The organism is Paenibacillus silviterrae (assembly GCF_030167925.1).
In the GTDB taxonomy this organism is placed as follows: Bacteria; Bacillota; Bacilli; order Paenibacillales; family NBRC-103111; genus Paenibacillus_G; species Paenibacillus_G silviterrae.
This window is the reverse complement of record NZ_JASKUT010000001.1, coordinates 151,068-172,956: the sequence shown is the minus strand read 5'-3', so window position 1 is coordinate 172,956 and position 21,889 is coordinate 151,068. Positions and strand designations below refer to the sequence as shown.

The window sequence follows — 21,889 nt, the reverse complement described above, 5'->3', positions numbered from 1 at the left end:
TTCGCTGCATATGGGATCAGATTCCATCCCGCGGGGAGAGAACAGAAAAACCCGAAGCCGCCTCCCATGGCGCTCCGGGTCCCTAAACCTTAGTATTGAACGAGAGAGTATACCTCTACGCCGTTCAGCTTTTCGCGGCCTTGCAGCTCCAGCAGCTCGATCAAGAAGGCTGCCCCGATGACCTTGCCTCCGAGCTGCTCCACCAAGTTGATCGAGGTAGAGATCGTACCTCCTGTGGCAAGCAGATCGTCAGCGATCAGCACCTTTTGGCCGGGACGAATGGCATCATCGTGCATCGCCAGCTTATCCTTGCCGTATTCCAGCGCATAGTCCGCTTCAATCGTCTTGCCCGGCAGCTTGCCGCTCTTCCGGATCGGTACGAAGCCTACGCCGAGCGCAACCGCCAGCGGCGCACCGATAACGAAGCCGCGGGCCTCGGGACCTGCGATCACGTCAATCTCTATGCCCTCCAGACGGCGTACCATCTCATTGATCACTTCTTTGTAAACCGGCCCATTGCCCAGCAATGTCGTAATGTCCTTAAAGCTGATTCCAGGCTGCGGAAAATCCTCAATCACCCGGATGTGTTCCTTGAAATTCATACAATTCCCTCCAACATTTCTTTATCTTCGGCTTTATTTACAACCAACCAGGAGGCTAGATCGTTTGCAGAGCAATACAGCAGCGTGTGCTCCGTTTCGGACCGGCTCTGCCGGCGTCGGTAGGCTGCAGAGTCCGTCAAATCCTTCTTCGCTGGCGACGGTACAAGACGGTATCCGACTTCCGAGCGTTGAACAAAACCAAGTTCTTCAAACACGTCAAGTATAAACCCAATCGCGCCCGGTGACAATCCGGACCGCTTGGAAATTGCTTGCACGAAGGCGGAAGGCGGAAGCTTCCGTTCCGGATCCTTGCCCAAGGCACTGACAGCGGAATAAACCGCCTTGAAGCCATCTCGCCCCGGGACCACACCGGCCCCGCGCTCCGGCTCCGAGCCTCCGAATGCCGCATAATAGCGCTGCACGCCTTTAGCCTGCTGCCCCAAGGCTTTCAGCTGCCCCAGATCGTCAGGCAAAGCATAAAGCACAATATCGGCTGCTTCCTCGATATTCCGCTTCCCGGCCTCTGCATTGAGGGGAACTACGGCTCCGGCTGAATCCATCCCCCATAAGGAATAGGCACACTTACTGGAGGCCAACGCCGCAGGCTCCGGCTCGCTGAACAGGATCAAGGCCGGGATATCGAACGGCTCTCCCCATACCGGCGACTTAAGTCGCGCACAAAGCTCGCTTAGCTTGGATTCCGGCTTCGTCGTTCCTCGCCAGTCGAAGATTTGCACGGCAGGCACCCGAAGATCGGCTACCATGATTTGCGGCTTCCGCACCCCGTTCCATTCGTTGATCGACAGCTCGCCCAGCACCTCAATCGGGGCAGCCGAGCTTAACCAGTCCGTTACCCCCGCTTTCCCGAAGGCCACCGCATCATACGATCCTGCCTCCGGACGCTGCTTGGAGCGAAGAGACAGCTTTAGATGCTGCTGCTCCTTTCCCATGGTCCGCATATCGCTGAGCAGAAGGTCCGTGAAAACAAATTTCGGAGAAGGGTTGCCCATCCCGTATGGAGCGAGCTGCTCGAGCTGCTGAACAACATCAACCGTTACGTCGCTAAGGCTACACGCCAAATCGGCTTGCAGCAAAGGAGACCAGTCCTCCGGCTCGAGCCATTCCTGTGCCAGCACCCCGAGCCTGCGCTCCAGCTCGGGAAGATGTTCCTGCGAAAGCGTCATTCCGGCAGCCATCTGATGGCCGCCGAAATGGTCCATCAGATCATGACAGCGGGACAGGCCCTGGTACAGATCGAAGCCGGCAATGGATCGAGCGGACCCCTTGGCCATGCGGGTCGCTGGGTCAATGCCCAGCACAACCGTCGGCCGGTAAAACTTGTCTACCAGCTTGGAAGCAACAATACCGATCACACCGACATTCCAGCCTTCTTGAGCGGCGACGATGACCGGAGGGAGCTCGCCGGTTTCCTGCTTTCTCCGCTCTACCAGTGCAACAGCTTCCTTCGTCATCTCTTCCACCAGCTTCTGCCGTTCCTTGTTCAGCAGGTCCAGGTCGAACGCCAGCTGCTCAGCCTCTTGCTCCGACTCCGTCGTAAGCAACCGGACGGCGGCATCCGCATTCTCCAGACGCCCGCTGGCATTAATCCGCGGCGCCAGAGCAAAGCCGATATGCGTGCTGTTTACCTCTCGGACGGGAACGTTGGCTACACCGAGCAGCGCTTTAATTCCATAATTCGAGGTTGCCCGCATTGCCTTCAATCCCTGCTTCACGATGATGCGGTTTTCGCCTTGGAGAGCCATCAAATCCGCCACCGTGCCGATAGCGGCATATTCCGCAAGCTCCTCGGGCCATCTGCCCAGCAGCGCCTGAGCCAGCTTAAGCGCAACGCCGACGCCGGCAAGCTGCTTAAACGGGTACGGACAGCCCGGCTTCTTCGGATTGATCAGTGCGTATGCCTCCGGCAGTATTTCCGGAGGTTCGTGGTGATCCGTAACAATCACATCGATGCCCAGCGTTTTCGCATACGCAATTTGCTGAACCGCGCTAATCCCTGTGTCTACCGTGATCAGCAGCGTGACTCCCGCGGCATCCGCTTTGTCCAGAGCGCCTTCATTCAATCCGTAGCCTTCATGCACGCGGTGCGGTATGTAATAATCAAATTGGCAGTTCAGCTGGCGCAGCAAATGCACCATAAGCGTAGTGCTGCTAACGCCGTCTGCGTCATAATCGCCGTAGATGCGTATCCGCTCTCCCAACCGAATGGCCATCCGGATCCGCTCCACTGCTGCAGCCATGCCATCCAGCAGGAATGGATCGTGAGCCTGCTCCGTTCCTCCGTAAAGAAAGTCAGCGACATGCTCTGTCTGTGTCATCCCTCGAACCACGAGCAGCCGGGCGAGCAGCGGCGAAATGTTGAATTGCTCCACCCATTCCTGAACCCGCGCCTCATCCGCAGCCCCCATGTTCCATCTTGCCTTTGCTTTAAGCACGTCGTGCCTTCCTCCTTTCGCCTGTCAATGCAGCACGGTCGGCATATCGTCCTGTTCCGCCGCTTGACTCTTGTATGGATATCCTGGGTCGTAGGGGTTCACGTGGATCATTACATCGGATACATGGGTAAATCGCTTCATCAGCGCGTGTCTCACCGTGCGGGCAATGTCATGTCCCTCTTGTACGGTAATACGAGGGTTTACACTAATCCTCACGTCGACGAGGACGTAGTGCCCATGCTCTTTCGCCTTCAAATCATCTACCGCAATGACACCTTTGATCCGCTGTACGGTCTCTATCAAATCCGCCGCATCCTCTTGCTGAAGCAGCCGATCCGATGAGCTATGTAACGTTGCCGCCATCAGCCCGTAATTTTTTTTCAAAAGGACGAACGAAATGAACAACCCTGCGGCAGGGTCCAAATAATACCAATGATTGCTTTCCAAATATGTACCTAGGATGGCACCCCCAACGCCAATAAATGCGGCGGCCGAAGTGGCCACATCCGTACGGTGCTCCAGAGCATTCGTCACAAGCATGGCATTGCCGGTTTTTTTCCCGGTCCGATACTTATACTGGAAAATGGCTTCCGTTACGACAATGGAAACACCTACCGCGATGAGAGCCAAAATGCCCGGTGCTTCCGTTACGCCGGAAACTATTGATTTCAATGACGACAAAGCGATCTCAAGACCGAGAACCATCAATAGGACCGGTGCTAAAAGATCCCATCGTTTGCCCGCCTTCCCGGATAAAGAGGTCGGATCCTCCACCGATGGCTGGTTTACGGATTGGTTGCCGCTCCACTCCTTAAGCGAACGGGCCGCTTCAGAAGCGGAATGAGCGGCATCCGCCAAGAGAGCCTTACTATTTGCCGCAAAGCCGATGATCCCTTTCATAAGCGCCAGCGCCATATTGCCGATCAAGCCGACCCAGGCGCCTCTTGTCGCTTGCTTGAAACGTTCGTCCGTCACGAGGCACTCCTCCATGTTTATGTATCTTATCCCTAATAAAGCAGCGGAAAAGAAAAACCGCTGAAAACATGCCGTTTCCAGCGGCCAAGTAAGTGCTTTTAAGCCACCGCTTTCGCCTTTTTGCTGCTGCTGAGCGATTTGTTTTTGAAGTAGTACCAAAGCGGACCTGCGATACAAATCGAAGAATAGGCTCCGCTCGTCAATCCGACCAGCTTGGCAAGCGCAAACAGCTTAATGGACTCGCTGCCGAAGATCAAGAGACATACAGCCGCGATCAATACTGTAATAACCGTATTGATGTTACGAGCCATCGTTTGCCAGATCGAATCGTTCAGAAGCTTAGCGAGGTCCTCGGAGGACTTCAGCTTCGCAAACCGCAGATTCTCGCGCACACGGTCAAAAATAACGATTTTATCATTGATGGAGTAACCGATCGTGGTCAATACGGCCGCCATAAACGGCAAATTCACCTCGAACCGGAAAATCGCAAAAAAGGCAATAACGACAAAAGCATCGTGCAGAATGGCAATAATAGAGGCAATAGCGAAACGCCATTCGAAACGGATGCTGACATAAATACAAATCGCGATGCTCGCAATACCGATCGCAAGGATCGCCTTATTGCGCTGCTCGATCGCCATATCCGGCGTAACGGCATTCACTTCTTGAGAAACCTGCGGTCCGAAGGCGGTCGAGAACGTATCCTTCACTTTCTTAACGGCATCCTCGGACAAGGTATCGCTGATTCTTACCGATACCCGATCGCTGTTCTCGCCGCCAACCGTGACAACGGCTTTCTCGATTCCCGCATCCATTAAGGTTTTCTCGGCTTGCTCTTTCGTTAACGTTTTGCCTACGGAAATGTCCATGGACGTACCGGAGCTGAAGTCAACGCCATAATTCATACCGCTGACCAAAAGCATGACCAAACCTATTATCGTAATCGCCATGGAAATGGTGTAGAACAGCTTGCGGTTCTTGACGAAATCATAGCGAATCTTTGTTGTATTCTCGTTAGAGGGCACGAATTTCAGCCTCCTTCACACCAAAATAGCTTGGCTTCTTGAACAGGTTGCCGCGGATCAGCATTTGGATCAGGATCCGAGCCAAGAAGACGTTGGTCAAAATACTGAGCACGATACTGAGCATGTTGATCAGGGCAAAGCCGCGAATCGCTCCGTTCCCGATGTAGTAAAGCACAACGGCAGCGATAATGTTCGTAATGTTGGCATCCATGATCGTACGGAACGAATGCTTGGAGCCGGAGCGCAGGGAAGAAAGAATGCTCTTGCCGCTGCGGATTTCTTCCTTGATCCGCTCATACGTGATGATATTGGCGTCTACCGCCATACCGATCCCCAGAATGAAGGCAGCGATACCCGGGAGCGTCAAGGTTGCGTTCATCAGGTCAAATACGAGCAGCAGCAGCCACGCATACGTAAGAATGGTAATCGATGCCACGATACCGGGGATTCTATAGAACACCAGCATAAAAATCAGGATCAGTACGGAGCCGATGAGCCCCGCTTCCACCGTTTGATGAAGAGACGCTTGTCCGAGAGATGCACCAACGCTTTGGGTGTATTTCTCCGTCAGCTTGAGCGGCAGCGCGCCCAGGTTGATCGTATCGGCCAATTGCTTGGCTTGATCATAGGTATAGTTACCCGTAATGGTCGCCCGTCCGTCAGGCAATACTTGCTGTACCACAGGATCGGACAGCATGGCTTCATCCAAATAGATGGACAGCTTCTGACCGATAAGCTTCTGTGTCACATTCTTAAATTTCTCAGCGTCCTTCACCTGAATGGAGATGACCGGACGGTTGGCTTGATCGTACTCGACCTTCGCCGCGCCTTCAACGAAATCGCTTCCGAGCATTTCCTTGGTGCCGTCAGGACCGCGGAACGTCAGCTCGGCCGGCTTCTTGATAATCTTGCGTACCTCTTCCTCGTTCTCCACACCGGCCAGCTTAATCCGGATGCGGTCGGAGCCCTCTGTAGTTACCTCCGGCTCGGCGATCCCCAGCGCGTCAGCACGCTTCTCGAGACTGTGCGCCGTTTGATTCAGAGATTCGCGCGTCACCGGCTTCCCGGCCTCGATCGGCTCGGCAACGAATAAAATTTCAAAACCGCCCTTTAAATCCAGACCGAGCTTTATATTCTTAACCAGCTGCGGACTTGTCACCGTAATGGATACTAGCAGGATCAATACGATGGCGAAAAAAGAAAGTATTCTTTTGATGTCCATAACGTTCTCCTTCCTTAACTCAATAGTCCTATTATACTTTCCTACAAAAAACGAGTCAATTTGAAGAAAAGAGGGTGAATTCCCACCGATAACACAAAAAAATGCCCATTTTCAACAAATGGACATGTTGACGAACGCCTATCAGCCCTTCTTATACATCGAAATGGTCATCCAATTCATAAATTGCGTCACCTTAAGCGATAAAATATCGTTCACCACGCGGTGAAGCGGCGGCATGCCGGTCTTATGATATTTGTCGCTCACGCATTCCCAAATATCCATTCCCGAGACCTGCTCGTATCCCAGCATCCGAAATTCCTGGGCTTTACTAAGGCAAATCTCTTCCATGGTGCGATTGAGCTCTTCATCGGACATGGCGTCTGGTTCCTGCGTCCGTGCCAGCTCCAACGATTCCTCCTCCAGCATAGAGATCTCCGTGTGTTCCGACTCCGATGGAACAACCTCTGCTGTATCGTCCACTATTGCGCCGTTCTCATTTTCCATCGTCCGCTTCGCGGCATCTCCGACCGTTCCCCCAAAGAAGCGTTCCATATAAGGTACATCTCCTGGCAGTTCCGGCTGCCGGCCATTGTCCGATGTCCCTTCCGACATACGCTCTGTCTCCGCACTTTCCTCGTTGTCGCGTTTTGCATCGTCGTCGCTCACATGAAACCCCTCCCCTGCGTAGCAGCTTGCTAGATGTTACATTCGCCCTCTTCCCGTGGAATTCCTGCCGGGGATAGGCGCTACCGCATAATAAAAATTGTAGCATGCGATGGGACAGGTCCAGCATATCCATTAGTAGTCCGGTCTCTAACCATCCATTGTCGTATAGAAATGAGGAATATTCGTGACCAAACAATCCTTTATTAAGGGAACGATGATCCTGCTGGCCGCGGGCATGATCAACCGCATATTGGGCTTCATCCCGCGAATCACCCTTCCCCGAGTCATCGGACCTGAGGGCGTCGGTTTGTATCAGATGGGGTACCCGTTTCTCATCCTCATTCTAACCTTCATCACAGGCGGGATTCCTATTGCAGTGGCCAAGCTGGTCGCAGAGGCGGAAGCGGAGGCGAATGAAGCGAGAGTGAGACGCATTTTTCGCACGGCCCTGTTGCTTTCGTGTGCTTTGGGGCTTTTCTTTACAGCCTTAAGCTATCTGGGAGCAGGCTGGATTACCCGTCACTTTTTTACGGATCAACGGGTATATTATACGTTCCTATGCATGAATCCCATTATCTTCTTCGTCAGTATTTCCGCTGTGCTGCGGGGCTACTTCCAGGGACGCCAGAACATGATTCCCACAGCCATGTCCCAGGTAGTCGAGACACTTTTTCGGATCATCTTCGTTCTGATATTATCCTACCTGATGCTTCCATACGGGCTGGAGTTTGCCGCTGCGGGAGCCATGGTAGGCGTTCTCATCGGAGAGATTTGTGCACTTCTTGTCCTGGCTTACCACTATAAAACAGACCGGAAAATTCGTCCGACCCGTCCCAAGGCCAAGATAGGATCCAGCCTGGCTCCGGGAAGACTCTACGGTCTGCGCCAGCTGCTTGGACTTGCCGTACCGGTTACCGGCAGCAAGCTGGTCGGCTCCGCCTCTTACCTGCTTGAGTCAATCCTAACCGTCCAAGCCCTGGCTGCAGCAGGCATCGTCACCGCCGTAGCAACCGCACAATACGGCGCATTGCAAGGGATGGTCATCCCCGTGCTGCTCCTACCGAGTGCGCTTACCTACTCTTTGTCCGTTTCCTTAGTGCCTTCGCTGTCCGATGCGAAAGCCCGGGGAGATATGGCGACCATTCACGCCAGACTGCATCAATCTCTCAAGCTGGCGCTCGTTACCGGCGCGCCCTTCGCCGTCATCATGTTCGTGCTGGCCGAACCGCTATGCCTCTATATGTACGGACAGCAGCAGGTCGGCACCATGCTGAAGATGATGGCTCCTGTTGCCCTTTTCATTTACTTTCAGGCACCGCTGCAGGCAGCCCTGCAGGCATTGGAGCGACCGGGAAGCGCGCTCATCAACACCTTCATCGGCTCCAGTGCGAAGCTACTGATCATTTATTTTGTTGCGAGCCGTCCGGAATACGGAATTCTCGGGGTCGTCATGGCTATCAACGTCAATATCGTGCTGGTTACGTTACTGCATTGGAACAGTCTTGTCAGACTGTTAAAGTTCCGCATGAACAGCTCTGACTTTGTTAAGGTACTATTTGCCATGACACCGGCAGGTGCGCTTAGCTACTTGACTATGTATACCTCTTGGTCGGACTACGCCTTTATCCGGTTTGTTACCGCCTCCGCAGCAGGGGTTGCTCTTTATCTAATTTTCGCTTTGATTTTCGGATTGATCAATCGGAACGATCTGCTTCGATTTACTCGTTTGAGCAAGCGCATAGTCAAATAGATCTTGCGCTATGCGCCGGCTTATCGTTTTTTATCGATGTACCATCGTCCCCGGTAATCCAGCGAGCAGAAAAATACTTCCTTGAAGTCCTTAATCCCTTTCGCTTGCAGCTCGCGCTTTAGCCAGAAACGGGTTTTTCCAAGCTTCTCCAAGCTTTCATCCTGCACTTTCCCGTCCATAATCAACGGAACCGGCAAGCCCTCATACCGAAAGAGCGGTTTGCCTTCCTTATCTTCCTGTTTCGCTTCCCCCTCCGGCCTCTGCTTCTCTATGACCGTCAGCTTTCCTGAAGGCTCCAGCAGCGCGAATTCCACATCGGCAATGTTCCTGATCCGGTTTTCTCTAAGCTGGAGCAGCAGATCGTCCAGGTTATACCGCTCCTTCTCCATTCTTTCCCGGTCCAGCTTCCCGTGCTTAATGACGGCGACCGGCGTTCCTTCGAACCATCGCCGAAGCTTCTCATTTTTGAGAGAGATCTGGGCAATGATGATTTGAATCAGCACGAGCGTTCCCATCGGGAGTAGACCGGCAATCATCGGCTTGTGCCAGTCCTCCAAGACGAAGACGGCAATCTCAGCAATCATAATGGAAATCACCAGATCAAACATGGAAAGCTTGCCGATCTCCCGTTTACCCATAATGCGCATCGTCATAAAAACGATAAAATACATCAGTATCGTGCGTATGAGAAGAGTCATCATGGATTTAGCCTCCTTCGGACAGTTCCATGACTATTGTGACCCCCTCCGGCTTTGCACATCCGGGTGAATTGCTGGTAAATGCGCCGAAAGGTCGGAGAAATGCAGAGAACCTGTACTATTTTGTGGTACGGGCCCATACAATGGTACAAACCGCATGGAACGGAGGAAAAAGAGGATGAACCGGAGTCCTATGTTCTCAGGTCTTATGTATTCCATGATTTTCATGCTGGCCGGCACGGTGCTTGGATCGATGCTGCTGGTGTTCACGTCGATGCAGGAAGATTCCTGGGTAAGCTTAACACTAGGAATTCATGGACTGGCTATGTTGGCAGGAGGGTTTGTTTCCGGCAAACGCGCGGGAACGAAAGGCTGGTATCACGGGATGCTGCTCGGACTACTCTACGCTCTCATCGTCTGGATCATCGGTTTTCTTGCTTACGATGCAGGGATGACGGAGCAGACCTTATATGTGACCTTGATCTCAGTGGTCGGCGGTGCATTCGGCGGTATTGTCGGGGTAAATATGAAGAGGTAAGGCGATAGGGACTTCTGTCGGCAGCGGCGGAGGTTCTTTTTTTTATGATGAGGGAAAAAAGAAAGCGAGGCTTACATCCCGAAGGATGCAGGCCTCGCTTTCGGCGCTTGCTTACTTCTCGGCTGCTGCCGAAGCACTGACCGAGTTGATCGCGGAACGGTCGAACGTCAGCTTCGTGACATCATTGACACGTAGGACGACCGTATCGTCCGTCAGCTCGAGGATCGTGCCGTGCAGACCGCCGATCGTAACCACCTTGTCCCCTTTTTTCAAAGAGTTCAGCATCATGGTCCTTGTCTTCTGACGCTTCTGTTGTGGGCGAATAAGTAAAAAGTATAGGACGACGAACATCAGGACGAGTGGTCCGTAAGTCACGAGGTAGCCCTCGATTCCCGGCGCTGCAGCCGGTTGACTGGCTAAAAACATCGCTCTGTACCCCCTTTCGCTCAAATCTGGTTCTATGTGGTATTACATTAAAACCCCTTGCTATTCTCATCAATGCCGTATTTGGCAAAAAACTCGTCGCGGAAATCCAGCAGCCTGTCCTCCCGAATCGCTTGGCGAACGCCTCTCATCAACTCCACCAAGAAGTGCAGATTGTGATACGTCGTCAGTCGAATGCCGAACGTTTCATCCGCTTTCAACAAATGGCGGATATAGGCCCGGGAATAATTCTTACAGGTGTAACAGGAGCATTCCGGATCAAGCGGGCCGTAATCGTCGGCAAACTTAGCGTTGCGGATGATCATCCGCCCGGAGCTGGTCATCACCGTACCGTTACGGGCAATACGGGTAGGCAGCACGCAGTCGAACATATCGATCCCGCGAATCGAGCCCTCGACAAGGGCATCCGGCGAGCCGACGCCCATCAGATACCGCGGCTTGTTCTCCGGCATTAGCGGAACGGTATAGTCCAACACCTCGTACATTAAAGGCTTGGGTTCGCCTACACTTAATCCTCCAATAGCATACCCCGGGAAATCCATGGAAGTCAACTCGGCCGCACTCTGCTTGCGCAGATCCTCGTACATGCCTCCTTGAATGATAGCAAACAGAGCTTGCTCCTTAGGTCGTGCGTGCGCCTTCAAGCAGCGTTCCGCCCAGCGTGTAGTACGCTCCAGCGAGTTTTTCGCATACGCATGGTCCGCCGGGAAAGGTGGACATTCGTCGAACGCCATAATGATATCGGCGCCTAACGCGTTCTGGATCTCCATCGCTTTCTCCGGAGAGATGAACAGCTTGTCCCCGTTCAGGTGAGAGCGAAATTGTACGCCCTCCTCGCTGATCTTCCGCATCTCGCTCAAGCTGAATACCTGAAATCCGCCGCTGTCCGTCAATATCGGGCGATCCCAGTTCATGAACTTATGCAGCCCGCCCGCCCCTTTCACGATTTCGTGGCCGGGACGCAGGAACAGATGGTACGTGTTGCTCAGAATGATATGCGCATCCATCGCCTTCAGTTCTTCAGGAGCCATCGTTTTGACGGTGGCTTGGGTCCCGACCGGCATGAAGGTTGGGGTATCGATGACGCCGTGAGGCGTATGGACTCGTCCAAGACGGGCACCGGATTGCTTGCACGTTTTAATATATTCATAGGTCACAGCCAATAGAATCACTCTTTCGGTTTAAGTCGGTCTGATGCTAGTAAATGAACATGGCGTCCCCGAAGCTGAAGAACCGGTACTCCCGTTCTACGGCTTCATGGTACGCTTTAAGAATTTGCTCCCTGCCGGCCAAAGCGCTGATCAGCATGAGCAGCGTAGATTTGGGCAAATGGAAGTTGGTCAGCAGCGCATCGACGATACGGAACCGGTAGCCGGGGTAGATAAAAATACCTGTCCAGCCGCGGCCCGCTTGAAGAATCCCTTCCTCCGTCGCTGCGGTCTCGAGCGTGCGCGACGAGGTCGTGCCGACTGCAATGACGCGTCCGCCCTTGCGTTTGGCTTCGTTCACCAGGTCAGCCGTTTCCTGCGACACCTCGTAATACTCCTCATGCATCTCGTGCTCCTCGATCTTTTCCGCTGAAACCGGACGAAACGTCCCCAATCCGACATGCAGGGTGACATAGGCTAATTGTACACCCTTTTGTTCCAGTCTATGCAAATATTGCTTGGTAAAATGGAGCCCTGCCGTCGGCGCCGCCGCCGATCCCTCGTGCTTGGCATAGACCGTCTGGTAGCGCTCCTTCTCCGGGAGCTGCTCTTTGATGTAAGGCGGAAGCGGCATCGATCCGAGCCGGTCGAGCAGCTCGTTGAAGATCCCTTCATACTGAAAGTGCAGCGTTCGGCTGCCCATCTCCCCTTCAGCCTCTACCGTTGCCGTTAGAAGAGGCGCCGTCCCGGTTGCTTCCGCAGACTCCGGTTGTCCTCCGAAGTGGATCGTGGCACCCGTCTTCACCTTCTTGCCGGGACGTACCAGCGCTTCCCAGCGGTCTCCCTCCAGCTGCTTCAGCAGCAAAATTTCCACCTTCGCACCCGTGTCCGCCTTCACGCCAAATAGCCGGGCTGGAATGACTCTCGTATCGTTCAATACGAGCACATCCCCGGCTTGCAAATAGTTCTCTAGCTCTTCAAACATATGGTGGCCGATCTCGCCTGTTTGCTTGTTTAGCGTCAGAAGCCGCGAGGCCGTACGGTCGGCCAGCGGCGTCTGTGCGATCAACGATTCAGGTAAATGGTAATCAAACAAATCCACTTGCATCGTATCAAGTCATCCCTTGGTTATCGAGACTCCTACATAGTAGGTCTGCAATATTTTTTGGTAATTGAAGCCGAGCTCCGCGTATCCCTTGGCGCCCCACTGGGACATCCCGAGTCCGTGGCCAAAGCCCGTCCCCCTTATGATGAAGCCTGCCTTCTTCGTCGCCAGACGTACCTCTCCCTGCGCATTCAGCAAGAAAAGCTGATCCTGCGCTTGTTCGGCTGCGCTGCTGCCGGACGCTATGTAGATCGGACCTGACTCCGGAGATTGGGCCCTTACGGTACCGTTCGCTCCGAGTATAGTATATCGTCCCGTCTCTTCAATTTCAAACCGGGTGCTCGGCAAGCCGCCGAGTGCCGTCCGAAGCGCATCCGGATAAGCTACCTTAACCTGCTTGCCGTTAGCGGTTATCTCCATGACACGTCCTGAAGGGCCGCGTTTCGTAACCTCCAGACGGTGCAAGCTTCCCGCTACGGCGCCCGTGCTCGCTGCGTTCAGCTTATCCTTCAGCTCGGAGCCTTCGTAGACGCGAATCCATGCATAAGCATTGGATTCCTGCTCCTCGTCAATGACCACGAATTGATCGCCGATATTCACCTGAAACAGAGCGGGGTTGTTCGTATTGTCTACAAAAGGCGCGGAGCGTACGTTCACGCCGGTTGTCGTCGATTCGTAATAAGGAAGTCCCGCCGGATTCGTCCGGCCTGTGTTGCGTGCATAGTCGGAATGAATATAGCCGGTTTGGCCGTTCGGCAGTACCATGCGGTACCATGTTTTCTTGCCGGCCGCCGCCCCGTCGTCCGGGCTCGCCGTGCTCTTGAGGTAGGCGGCAGGATTGCCCCATACCTCTGTCGGATCAGCCGTCATACCTCCCGCATTGGAATAGAACACCGGCGTGACAAGCCCGTTCTTGTCGGTCAGCACTTCCCCCTCCGTCGCCGTCACAGCCGCTACGGCTGCCGGGAATTCGGCGGTCAGTCCTTTATAAGCCTGATCCAGCGTCGTATCCGTCACGTTCGCAATCGTATATTTGACGCCCTGCTTGAGCGCGTAGGTTCGGGCGGCAACCGCCTGCGCCTTCAGCGCCTCGGCGGGCCATTCCTTGCTCAGCTCGGAGCCGAGCACCGAGTACAGGTACTGCTCAAAGGGAAGCTCGTTGATCACGGCCAGCTTCCCGTTCAGCTTCGAAAGCTCGATGCCGCCCCGATAGGTGCGGTTCGAGCGCTCGCGCACGTTCACGCCGGCGGCGGCAGCGCCGGCGGCGGGAGCCGCGGGAGCGGCCCACAGCTTGGCGCTTGTGCCGCCGAAGGCGAGCCCGCGCACGTCTTCGAGTGCGCCCGCGTTCAGCTGCTGCTCGGCGCGCAGCAGCACATAGGCTGCAGCTGCGTCCAGCGGCTGCAGCTTCACGTTCGGCGCAGCGGTGGCCAGCTGCGCCTTGAGCGCCTGCAGCGCCGCCTCATCGGTGGCCCCACCGATGAGGACGGCGTAGGCAGGCGCCGCCGCCGCGCCGCTGCTTAGCAGCGCGGCGTCCGCTTCGAAGCCGGCCTGTGCCAGGGCGGCTGCAGCGGTTTGCGCCTCCGTCTCGGAGGCGTAGGTGCCGGCGTGCCAGCGCAGCGGGCCGCCGAGAACGGCGCCGGCCTGCCCCTTGGCGGCGGCGGTTGCGGCTTCCTTGGTCGCGTAAGGACCAAGGTAAACCTGCCAGGCCGTCTTCCCCTGCTTCGTGCGCTGCACGATCGCCACGTCGGCACCGCCGGCCTCCAGCTTCTGCGCCAGCGTCTTCGCCTGCGCGGCGTCGCCCGTCTCCGGCAGCTTCACGGTGTAGCCGTCCGCGTATACGCGGACCGGCTCCTTCGCCGCTGCCGAAGTCAAAGGCTGTACGGCACCGCCTGCGCCGCGCAGCCCGATGTGCAGGCCGGCCTCCGAAGCAAGCGTGACCGCCGAAGTCGCAGCGCTGTATTTGCCTGTGTCGATGAACAGCGCGACACGGATGACCTCCAGCTTAGGCACCGCAGCGGCCTGCACGACCGGGGCTCCGGCAACCAGCGCCCCGCTCCCCATACCCAGCAGCGCCATCAGCAGCGCCGCCTTCTTTATCGCTAACATGTCGTTATGACAGCTCCTCTCCCCATTAAACCTACGAACGGTTCGGCATCGGCAGCCCCAAATGGCTGTAAGCCTGCGCCGTAACCATCCTCCCGCGCGGCGTACGCTGCAAAAACCCGATCTGCAGCAAATACGGCTCGTAGACATCCTCAATCGTTTGGCTTTCCTCCCCGATGGAGGCGGCGATCGTATCCAAGCCTACAGGACCTCCCTGGAAGCTCGTAATGATCGAGCGAAGCATCTTGTGGTCGATCTCATCCAGCCCGAGCGGGTCCACTTGGATGCTGCTCAGCGCGGTCCGCGCGATCTCCAGCGTAATGATGCCGTCGCCTTTCACCTGTGCGAAGTCCCGCACCCGCTTCAACAGCCGGTTCGCTATCCTCGGCGTGCCTCTGGAACGGCGCCCGATCTCATGAGCGGCCTCTCCGACGATCGGCACCTGCAAAATTTCGGACGCCCGGCTAACGATATAGGACAGCTCATCCACCGTGTAATATTCCAGACGGCTTACGACACCGAAACGGTCGCGCAGCGGCGCCGACAGCAGACCGACTCTCGTCGTGGCTCCGATCAAGGTGAACGGGGGCAAATCCAGGCGTACCGAACGGGCGCTCGGTCCCTTGCCGATAATGATATCGAGCGCGTAGTCTTCCATCGCCGGATACAACACCTCTTCTACGGTCCGGTGAAGACGGTGGATCTCATCGATGAACAGCACGTCGCCCTCCTGCAGATTGGTCAGAAGCGCAGCCAAATCCCCGGGGCGTTCAATTGCCGGACCGGAGGTGGTGCGCAGATTCACGCCCAGCTCGTTGGCGATAATGTTGGAGAGCGTCGTTTTCCCGAGACCCGGAGGCCCATACAGCAGAACGTGGTCAAGCGCTTCCTTTCTCATCTTGGCCGCTTCGATATAAATCTTCAGGTTTTCCTTCGCCTGCGCTTGCCCGATATACTCCGCCAAGTAGCGAGGTCGCAGGCTCAGCTCCACCGCTTGATCCTCCATCATCAGGTTGGCTGATATGATGCGGTCTTCCATGCTGCTTGCTCCCTTCCCTATCTAAGCGATTGCTGAAACAGCGCCTGAAGCGCCAGCTTTGTCACTACATCCGTCGTCTCGTCGCCCTTCAGCTTCGGCTTGATCGCCTGGCCGGCCCGGTCCGCCTCCGCCTCGGTATAACCGAGCGCCAGCAGAGCCGCCTTCGCCTCCGCCCAGGCTCCTCCACCGGCCGGCGCAGCCAGCACCGCTGCGCCGCCAAGGCCGAAGCCTTCCAGCTCGGAGCCTGCGCTCACCGCCCCCAGCTTGTCCTTCAGATCGAGGACCATCCGCTGGGCCGTCTTCCTCCCGATGCCCGGCAGCTTGGTCAGGAAGCTCAGGTTCTCCTGCTGGATGGCCGCCGCAATGACCTCCGGCTTGCCCCCGCTCATCACGCCAAGCGCAACCTTCGGCCCGATGCCGCTGACCTCTAACAGCAGCCGAAACATCGACTGCTCCTCACGGGAGGTAAAGCCGAACAGCAGATGGGCGTCCTCCCGCACATGGTAATGTATGTACATCGTAACCTCGTCCTGATCCTTGCCCGGCAGCACGGCATACGGATTCGCGCAGAACACGCGGTATCCCACACCCCGCACGTCGAGGACGACAAATTCCGTTTCCCGGTGCGCCACCGTTCCCCTTAGAAAATCGATCATCGCTTCGATACCTCATTTATCTTTTGTTGTAACGCGGAGGAATGCGCATGGCAAATCGCAACCGCCAGGGCATCCGCCACATCGTCCGGCTTCGGCACGGCGGACAGATTCAAGTACATGCGCACCATCTCCTGCACCTGCTTCTTCTCCGCCTTCCCATAGCCGACGATCGCCTGCTTCACCTGAAGAGGCGTATATTCCCCGATGGGCAGCCCCTTCTGCTCCGCGGCCAGCATCAAGACGCCGCGAGCCTGCCCAACCGTCAGCGCGGTGGTCACATTGCGGTTGAAAAACAGCTTCTCGATGCCAACCGAATCCGGCTTGTACTTGTCGATCAGCTGTACGATCGAATCGTACACCTGCCGCAGCCGAACGGCGTCATCCGTATGGGCCTCCGTCTGAATGGAGCCGTACTGCACCGGCACCAGCTTATGCCCGATTTTATCAATGAATCCGAAACCTACTATCGCGATCCCGGGGTCGATCCCAAGTATTCTCACAGCGTACACTCCCATTTCCTTGGCCGTTAACAATACGCCTTACGTCGTCATCTAAAGGCTCTCTGCGTGGCAAACACATACTTTTGTTCCGTAGGCCTGTCCACTTTAAACAATATAATTGTGCCGATAATACAACTTTTTACCACCGATTCTCTCGAAATCAAGGAGATTTCTGCGAATATACAACATTCTGAGGCCATTCACTTCGGTTTCAGTCATTCCACTTCTTCAAAGATGCCTTTTCTCACAAATCTTGCTCTGAACCTCGTTTGGAATCGCGGATTTCTGCCCTACAGCAGCATCGTCTTCCTTGCCCAACATGTGGCAGAAGAGGCTAAAAAAAAGAAAGCGAACATATGTGTTCACTTTCCCATTATAACAGATATTATACCTGATGAACACGGTATGACAAGCAAAAAAGGACACCGGTCCAGACGGATCCAGTGTCCATGTTTGCTCTTACTGTATCGGCGCGACCTGCATGACCTTCTCCGTCTCCTCCACTGCGTAATCGCTGAAGGTGGAAAGCACGCTGTTGTATTCGTCCAGATCGCTGACTTGAATGCCTTGATAAAGCTGCTTCAGCGTCTCCCTAGGCAAGCTGCTCTCCAGATACTCGATATTGAGCTGGAAAAAGGTACGAATGACGTTCCGGTCCGCCGAACCCGGCACCCCCTCAAATAAGGACAGATTGCCCTGCTCGTCCAGACCGAAGTAAGCATTGTGCTTGCATTGCGGCGAGAGATCGCTGACCGATTCCGTGAAAACTACCTTGCCTCCGTCAGCCAGGCTCACCGTCATCGAAGGATGCTCCTTGTAATAGGCCAATATTTGGGCCGAGTTCATCCTTCCGAGCAGCTGCAGCTCTTCTCCGCATACATATGCTTTTTTCGCGTAAACCTCCCGCTCTCCTTCGATGCCGCTTACCATTTTCCTTACCTCTTCCTCCGGCTGCGCCGGGCCTTGAATCGATCTTCCCAGCACCATGCGCTCCTGCTGTCCATCCGTTCCCTGCTCCGAATCCGGGTGCTCCTGCAGCATCCACCATGCGGAGGCCGCACCTATCGCGAGCACAATGCCTGCCAGATGAATCCACCGGCGCTTCCATCGCAGCCTTTTTTTCAACTCTCTCTTGACTTGATTCCAGAAGCTGAGCACAGTCATAGCGATCCCCTTCTAGTCATGATTTGATGGTACAAGCTCATGTTTTATTAACTATATTTGCCATGACGGTTTCCATTTATTCAGTTCGTGGAAACAACCGGCCCTCCGTGGTATAATTGGGACATATCTTTGAATGAAGGAAGGGACTCGCGACTCATGAAAAGCGTACTGAAGGAAGCTATGGCCTGGACACAGTCCATCGCAGCCGCCATTATCCTTACATTCCTTATCGGTGTCTTCGTCATTCAGCCAACCAAGGTATCCGGACATTCCATGGATCCCACGTTACATGATGAACAACGCATCTACGTATCGAAGCTCGGACATACCTTTCGTACCGTACCCGATTATGGGGACATCGTCATTATCGACAGCCGAGTCGAACGGAAGCGTTCCTTGCTTGATGATTTTATGGAGCATCCTTTACTGGCTTTAGTTTACGGCCAAGAGGATGAGAGGATCATGTATGTGAAGCGAGTCATCGGCAAGCCGGGAGATGTGCTGGAGCTTCGCAACCAGCAGCTGCTCCGCAACGGAGCCGTACTCGAAGAGCCTTATATCCGCGAAGCGATGCGTCCGATGCCGGATATGAAATGGGTTGTCCCTGAAGATCATATCTTCGTGATGGGCGATAACCGCAACAACAGCCGCGATAGCCGCGATCTTGGGTTTATCCCGTTCGATCATGTACTCGGCGTCAAGCTGGGGGAGTAACCTTTCAAAGCACAATGACAAATAGCCGGAAGCTCTCTTGAGAGCATCCGGCCTTTTCTTTATATCCTAGCCGATCCACGGCTTATTGCGCTTTGATCTTCTTGCCGACGCCTCGGCCTGACGCTTATGACGCGCGATCAGACTGCGGATGGCGGCTTTCGCTGTCTCCGGCTTCCTCCGCTTCTTCTGCTTGGAAGGGACTGCGGACTCAGCGGTCTTCGACGCTCCGGAAATGCTTGCTTCCTCAGCCGAACGTTCCTGAGCTTCCGCCTCTTTTTCCCTACCGTGGCAGCCGCAATCCTCCTTTTCCATCGGTGCATAAGGGAATCCGTAAGGGACACCTGCATGCATACCCAGCGTACCGGCCGGATAAGTCATCCCGCCATGATAAGGCTGCATAATCCCCTGATAGCCAAACCCATGTTGATGAGGCTCGAACCCGTGGGTATAGCCCGGCAGCGGCATTGCCTGAACGCCATGGTGCTGCATACCGGCGCTCATGTCCGGTCCGTACGAGGTAAGGGCAGGATCTACCCACGGCATCGTTGAAAAATACGGGTCCTTGCCTCCGCAGCCGCAGTCTCCGCCGGCAGTGGGGTATGTCGGCATCATCGGGTAGTGAGGAGTCATCATCCCTGCGTCTGTCGGCATCATCGGGTAATGAGGAGTCATCATCCCTGCGTCTGTCGGCATCATCGGGTAGTTAGGAGTCATCATCCCTGCGTCTGTCGGCATCTCAGGGAACTGCGGAGGCTCCGGCAACGGCCAAATGTTCGTTTCCATGACGGAAAACTCCACATTCATGCCTCCTACCTCCGTTGCCGGCACCTGGAATTGCTCGAACAGATTTTGATGCGGCAGCTGCGGCAGAGGCGGCACCTCTGACGGCATCCCCTGATCCTGTACCGGCACAGGGATGCTTGGAGGCTCTTGTGCATGCTCTATGTTTGGCATCGGAGGCATTTCCATGGGAACTTGCGGAAGCTCTGCTGCAAGCGGCCCTTCCGCTGCCTCCGGCATCGGGGCTACCGGCGGCGCTTCCATTGGCGGCACTTCACCTGCTGAAGGCGGCTGTTCGGCAGCAGCAGGGGCTGGCTCCGCCTTGATCTTAGGAACGTAGACGACATCTCCGGTCATCAGGATATTCGGATTTTTCAGCTGCGGGTTGGCCGCAATCATTGCAGCGAGAGGAATCCCCCATGCCTTGCCGATTTTCCATAAGGAATCGCCTTGCACCACCGTGTGCTTATACAGAAATTCCGTCGGCGGCGTTACCGGCTTCGGCATGTTCGGGATTTTCACCTTCATCCCGACATCCAGCACATTCGGATCCGCAATTTGCGGGTTGGCGGCAATCAATACATTGAGATCAATATCATGCTTTTTCGCGATCTCATACATCGTGTCGCCCTTTTTGACCATATGGATTTTCACTGCACAAACCTCCTCTAAGTATTGCTAGTTCCCAGTCGAGCAACGAATCTGAAAATAACAATACAGTTTATGCAGCAACGTGGGCATTTGACCATGTTTTCCCTAAAAAAATTGTAACCGGCCGCCAGGAGGGCGCACCGGTTACAGAAGGTCAAAGCGTAACTCCGTCTTTAAAAATGGCAATTTCGCGATAGCCGCTGCGTTCGTTGCAGGTCCGGACCTCTCCCGAGGCGAGCATGGTAATATAGCTCATCATCTCGTCCGTTATTTCGGGAAAACCCGCACCGGTAAGCAGCCGGCCTGCGTCAAAGTCGATCCAATGCTTTTTGCGTTCCGCCAGCTCACTGTTGGAGGATACCTTCACCGTAGGCACCGGCCCCCCAAGCGGGGTCCCCCTTCCAGTAGTAAACAGCACCAGATGGGCGCCCGCCGCTGTCAATGCGGTTACGGCAACGATGTCGTTCCCCGGTCCCTCCAGCAGATGGAGTCCGTTTCCCTTCACGGTTCCTCCATAGGAGCTGACGCCCACCACCGGACTTGTGCCGCCCTTCTGTGTGCACCCAAGCGATTTCTCCTCCAGGGTTGTGATGCCCCCCTGCTTGTTGCCCGGGGACGGATTTTCATAAATAACTTGGCCGTGACGGGCGTAATAATCTTTAAAATCATTGATGAGCCGGACAGTATCCTCGAATACCGATTCGTTCCGACAGCGGTTCATGAGTATCGTCTCGGCGCCGAACATCTCAGGAACCTCGGTAAGCACGGAGCTGCCTCCATAGCCGATCAACCGGTCCGAAACCTGCCCGAGCAGCGGGTTCGCGGTAATACCGGAGAAAGCATCGGACCCTCCGCACTTCAGCCCGATAACGAGCTTCGATACGGGGCACGGTACCCTCTGAAAGGCTTCCGCGTATTCCACCAGCTCGCCGATCAGCTCAAGTCCCGCTTCCAGCTCATCCTCCGTCTCCTGGGCGGACAGGAATCGAACCTTCTTCGGATCAACGTCTTGCAGCAGCTTTCGGAACTCCCCGATATGATTGTTTTCGCAGCCCAGACCGAGCACAAGCACTCCGGCTGCATTGGGATGCCTGACTAGGCCCGCCAATATCCGCTGGGTATCGAGCTGATCGTCCCCGAGCTGGGAGCAGCCGTACGGATGAGGAAACGTGAAGATGCCCTCCGTTCTCCCGGCATACCTTACATTCGCTGCTTGAGCTATTCTTTCGGCCGTTTTGTTGATGCAGCCGACGGTGCCCACAATCCAGATTTCATTACGGATCCCCACGTCCCCATTCTCGCGGACGTAGCCCATAAATTCGGGTATCTCCCCTACCGCCGTAATCGGATTGCCGGGAGCCGGCTCATAGCGGTAATCAAGCGTCCCTTCCAGATTGGTACGCACGTTGTGCGTGTGCACCCACATCCCTGGCTGAATGTCCTCCCTAGCATGACCGATAGGAAATCCGTATTTGATGACGGGAGCCCCGGCGGGAATCGGCTCGACCGCCACTTTATGACCGCGCGCTATCGTTTCCGTAAGCGTAACCTGCTGATTACTGATCCGAAATGTATCTCCTACCTCTAGGGCGGATAGAGCTACAACGACCTGATCGGATTCATGAATGCGCAAAATTTGATGGGTTTGGTCCATCG

Annotated in this window: 20 protein-coding genes; 3 read left to right on the top strand and 17 right to left on the bottom strand. The window is 55.2% G+C overall.

Annotation, left to right across the window (positions count from 1 at the left end):
- Nucleotides 1-89: 89 nt before the first annotated feature.
- The 6 genes from QMO62_RS00805 to QMO62_RS33225 all read right to left on the bottom strand — a co-directional run bounded on the left by QMO62_RS00805 (nt 90) and on the right by QMO62_RS33225 (nt 6,943).
- On the bottom strand, nt 90-602 hold the full coding sequence (locus QMO62_RS00805; protein ID WP_284637953.1) for an adenine phosphoribosyltransferase: 513 nt from the start codon (nt 600-602) through the stop codon (nt 90-92).
- Nucleotides 599-3,055 carry a single-stranded-DNA-specific exonuclease RecJ gene (recJ, locus tag QMO62_RS00800; protein WP_284637951.1) on the bottom strand — a complete coding sequence of 819 codons (2,457 nt, stop codon included), beginning with the start codon at nt 3,053-3,055 and terminating at the stop codon, nt 599-601. Before recJ ends, QMO62_RS00805 begins: the two co-directional genes overlap by 4 nt.
- A 24-nt stretch (nt 3,056-3,079) precedes the next feature.
- A complete protein-coding gene (locus tag QMO62_RS00795) occupies nt 3,080-4,030 on the bottom strand; it encodes a cation diffusion facilitator family transporter (RefSeq protein ID WP_284637949.1) in 951 nt (316 codons plus the stop codon).
- A gap of 98 nt (nt 4,031-4,128) precedes the next feature.
- On the bottom strand, nt 4,129-5,055 hold the full coding sequence (gene secF / locus QMO62_RS00790) for a protein translocase subunit SecF (protein WP_284637947.1): 927 nt from the start codon (nt 5,053-5,055) through the stop codon (nt 4,129-4,131).
- Nucleotides 5,045-6,277 carry a protein translocase subunit SecD gene (gene secD / locus QMO62_RS00785; RefSeq protein ID WP_284637946.1) on the bottom strand — a complete coding sequence of 411 codons (1,233 nt, stop codon included), beginning with the start codon at nt 6,275-6,277 and terminating at the stop codon, nt 5,045-5,047. Before secD ends, secF begins: the two co-directional genes overlap by 11 nt.
- A 141-nt stretch (nt 6,278-6,418) precedes the next feature.
- Nucleotides 6,419-6,943, bottom strand: a complete 525-nt coding sequence (locus QMO62_RS33225; RefSeq protein ID WP_348651689.1) for a post-transcriptional regulator — start codon at nt 6,941-6,943, stop codon at nt 6,419-6,421.
- A 184-nt stretch (nt 6,944-7,127) separates the two neighbouring features.
- Between QMO62_RS33225 and spoVB the strand changes: the two genes are divergently transcribed.
- Entirely contained in the window at nt 7,128-8,693 is a 1,566-nt protein-coding gene (spoVB, locus tag QMO62_RS00775) for a stage V sporulation protein B (RefSeq protein WP_284637945.1), read from the top strand.
- A 20-nt stretch (nt 8,694-8,713) separates the two neighbouring features.
- Here the strand turns inward: spoVB and QMO62_RS00770 are convergent, their stop codons facing one another.
- The gene (locus QMO62_RS00770) at nt 8,714-9,394 is read right to left on the bottom strand and encodes a DUF421 domain-containing protein (RefSeq protein WP_284637944.1); all 681 of its coding nucleotides are present in this window, start codon (nt 9,392-9,394) and stop codon (nt 8,714-8,716) included.
- A 175-nt stretch (nt 9,395-9,569) separates the two neighbouring features.
- Between QMO62_RS00770 and QMO62_RS00765 the strand changes: the two genes are divergently transcribed.
- Nucleotides 9,570-9,929: a TIGR04086 family membrane protein gene (locus QMO62_RS00765; RefSeq protein WP_284637943.1), complete on the top strand. Its 360-nt coding sequence runs from the start codon at nt 9,570-9,572 to the stop codon at nt 9,927-9,929.
- 111 nt (nt 9,930-10,040) lie between these two features.
- Here QMO62_RS00765 and yajC read toward each other — a convergent pair whose 3' ends face one another.
- The 8 genes from yajC to QMO62_RS00725 all read right to left on the bottom strand — a co-directional run bounded on the left by yajC (nt 10,041) and on the right by QMO62_RS00725 (nt 18,088).
- Complete coding sequence (yajC, locus tag QMO62_RS00760) at nt 10,041-10,355, bottom strand: preprotein translocase subunit YajC (RefSeq protein ID WP_284637942.1); 315 nt, start codon at nt 10,353-10,355, stop codon at nt 10,041-10,043.
- A 47-nt stretch (nt 10,356-10,402) separates the two neighbouring features.
- Nucleotides 10,403-11,542 carry a tRNA guanosine(34) transglycosylase Tgt gene (tgt, locus tag QMO62_RS00755; protein WP_284644816.1) on the bottom strand — a complete coding sequence of 380 codons (1,140 nt, stop codon included), beginning with the start codon at nt 11,540-11,542 and terminating at the stop codon, nt 10,403-10,405.
- Between the two features lie 28 nt (nt 11,543-11,570).
- Nucleotides 11,571-12,629 carry a tRNA preQ1(34) S-adenosylmethionine ribosyltransferase-isomerase QueA gene (queA, locus tag QMO62_RS00750; protein ID WP_284637941.1) on the bottom strand — a complete coding sequence of 353 codons (1,059 nt, stop codon included), beginning with the start codon at nt 12,627-12,629 and terminating at the stop codon, nt 11,571-11,573.
- A 9-nt stretch (nt 12,630-12,638) separates the two neighbouring features.
- Entirely contained in the window at nt 12,639-14,732 is a 2,094-nt protein-coding gene (locus QMO62_RS00745) for a SpoIID/LytB domain-containing protein (protein WP_284637940.1), read from the bottom strand.
- Nucleotides 14,733-14,763: 31 nt separating this feature from the next.
- Nucleotides 14,764-15,768 carry a Holliday junction branch migration DNA helicase RuvB gene (ruvB, locus tag QMO62_RS00740; protein WP_284637939.1) on the bottom strand — a complete coding sequence of 335 codons (1,005 nt, stop codon included), beginning with the start codon at nt 15,766-15,768 and terminating at the stop codon, nt 14,764-14,766.
- A 17-nt stretch (nt 15,769-15,785) separates the two neighbouring features.
- A complete protein-coding gene (ruvA, locus tag QMO62_RS00735; RefSeq protein WP_284637938.1) occupies nt 15,786-16,424 on the bottom strand; it encodes a Holliday junction branch migration protein RuvA in 639 nt (212 codons plus the stop codon).
- Nucleotides 16,421-16,924, bottom strand: a complete 504-nt coding sequence (ruvC, locus tag QMO62_RS00730; protein ID WP_284637937.1) for a crossover junction endodeoxyribonuclease RuvC — start codon at nt 16,922-16,924, stop codon at nt 16,421-16,423. Before ruvC ends, ruvA begins: the two co-directional genes overlap by 4 nt.
- A gap of 459 nt (nt 16,925-17,383) precedes the next feature.
- Complete coding sequence (locus tag QMO62_RS00725; RefSeq protein ID WP_284637935.1) at nt 17,384-18,088, bottom strand: BofC C-terminal domain-containing protein; 705 nt, start codon at nt 18,086-18,088, stop codon at nt 17,384-17,386.
- A gap of 156 nt (nt 18,089-18,244) precedes the next feature.
- Here QMO62_RS00725 and lepB point away from each other — a divergent pair, with 156 nt between their 5' ends.
- Nucleotides 18,245-18,802 carry a signal peptidase I gene (gene lepB / locus QMO62_RS00720; RefSeq protein ID WP_284637933.1) on the top strand — a complete coding sequence of 186 codons (558 nt, stop codon included), beginning with the start codon at nt 18,245-18,247 and terminating at the stop codon, nt 18,800-18,802.
- Between the two features lie 66 nt (nt 18,803-18,868).
- On the opposite strand, the gene QMO62_RS00715 is transcribed toward lepB, so the two are convergent.
- On the bottom strand, nt 18,869-20,236 hold the full coding sequence (locus QMO62_RS00715; RefSeq protein ID WP_284637931.1) for a LysM peptidoglycan-binding domain-containing protein: 1,368 nt from the start codon (nt 20,234-20,236) through the stop codon (nt 18,869-18,871).
- Between the two features lie 151 nt (nt 20,237-20,387).
- The gene (locus QMO62_RS00710) at nt 20,388-21,887 is read right to left on the bottom strand and encodes a UxaA family hydrolase (protein ID WP_284637929.1); all 1,500 of its coding nucleotides are present in this window, start codon (nt 21,885-21,887) and stop codon (nt 20,388-20,390) included.
- Nucleotides 21,888-21,889: the final 2 nt, after the last annotated feature.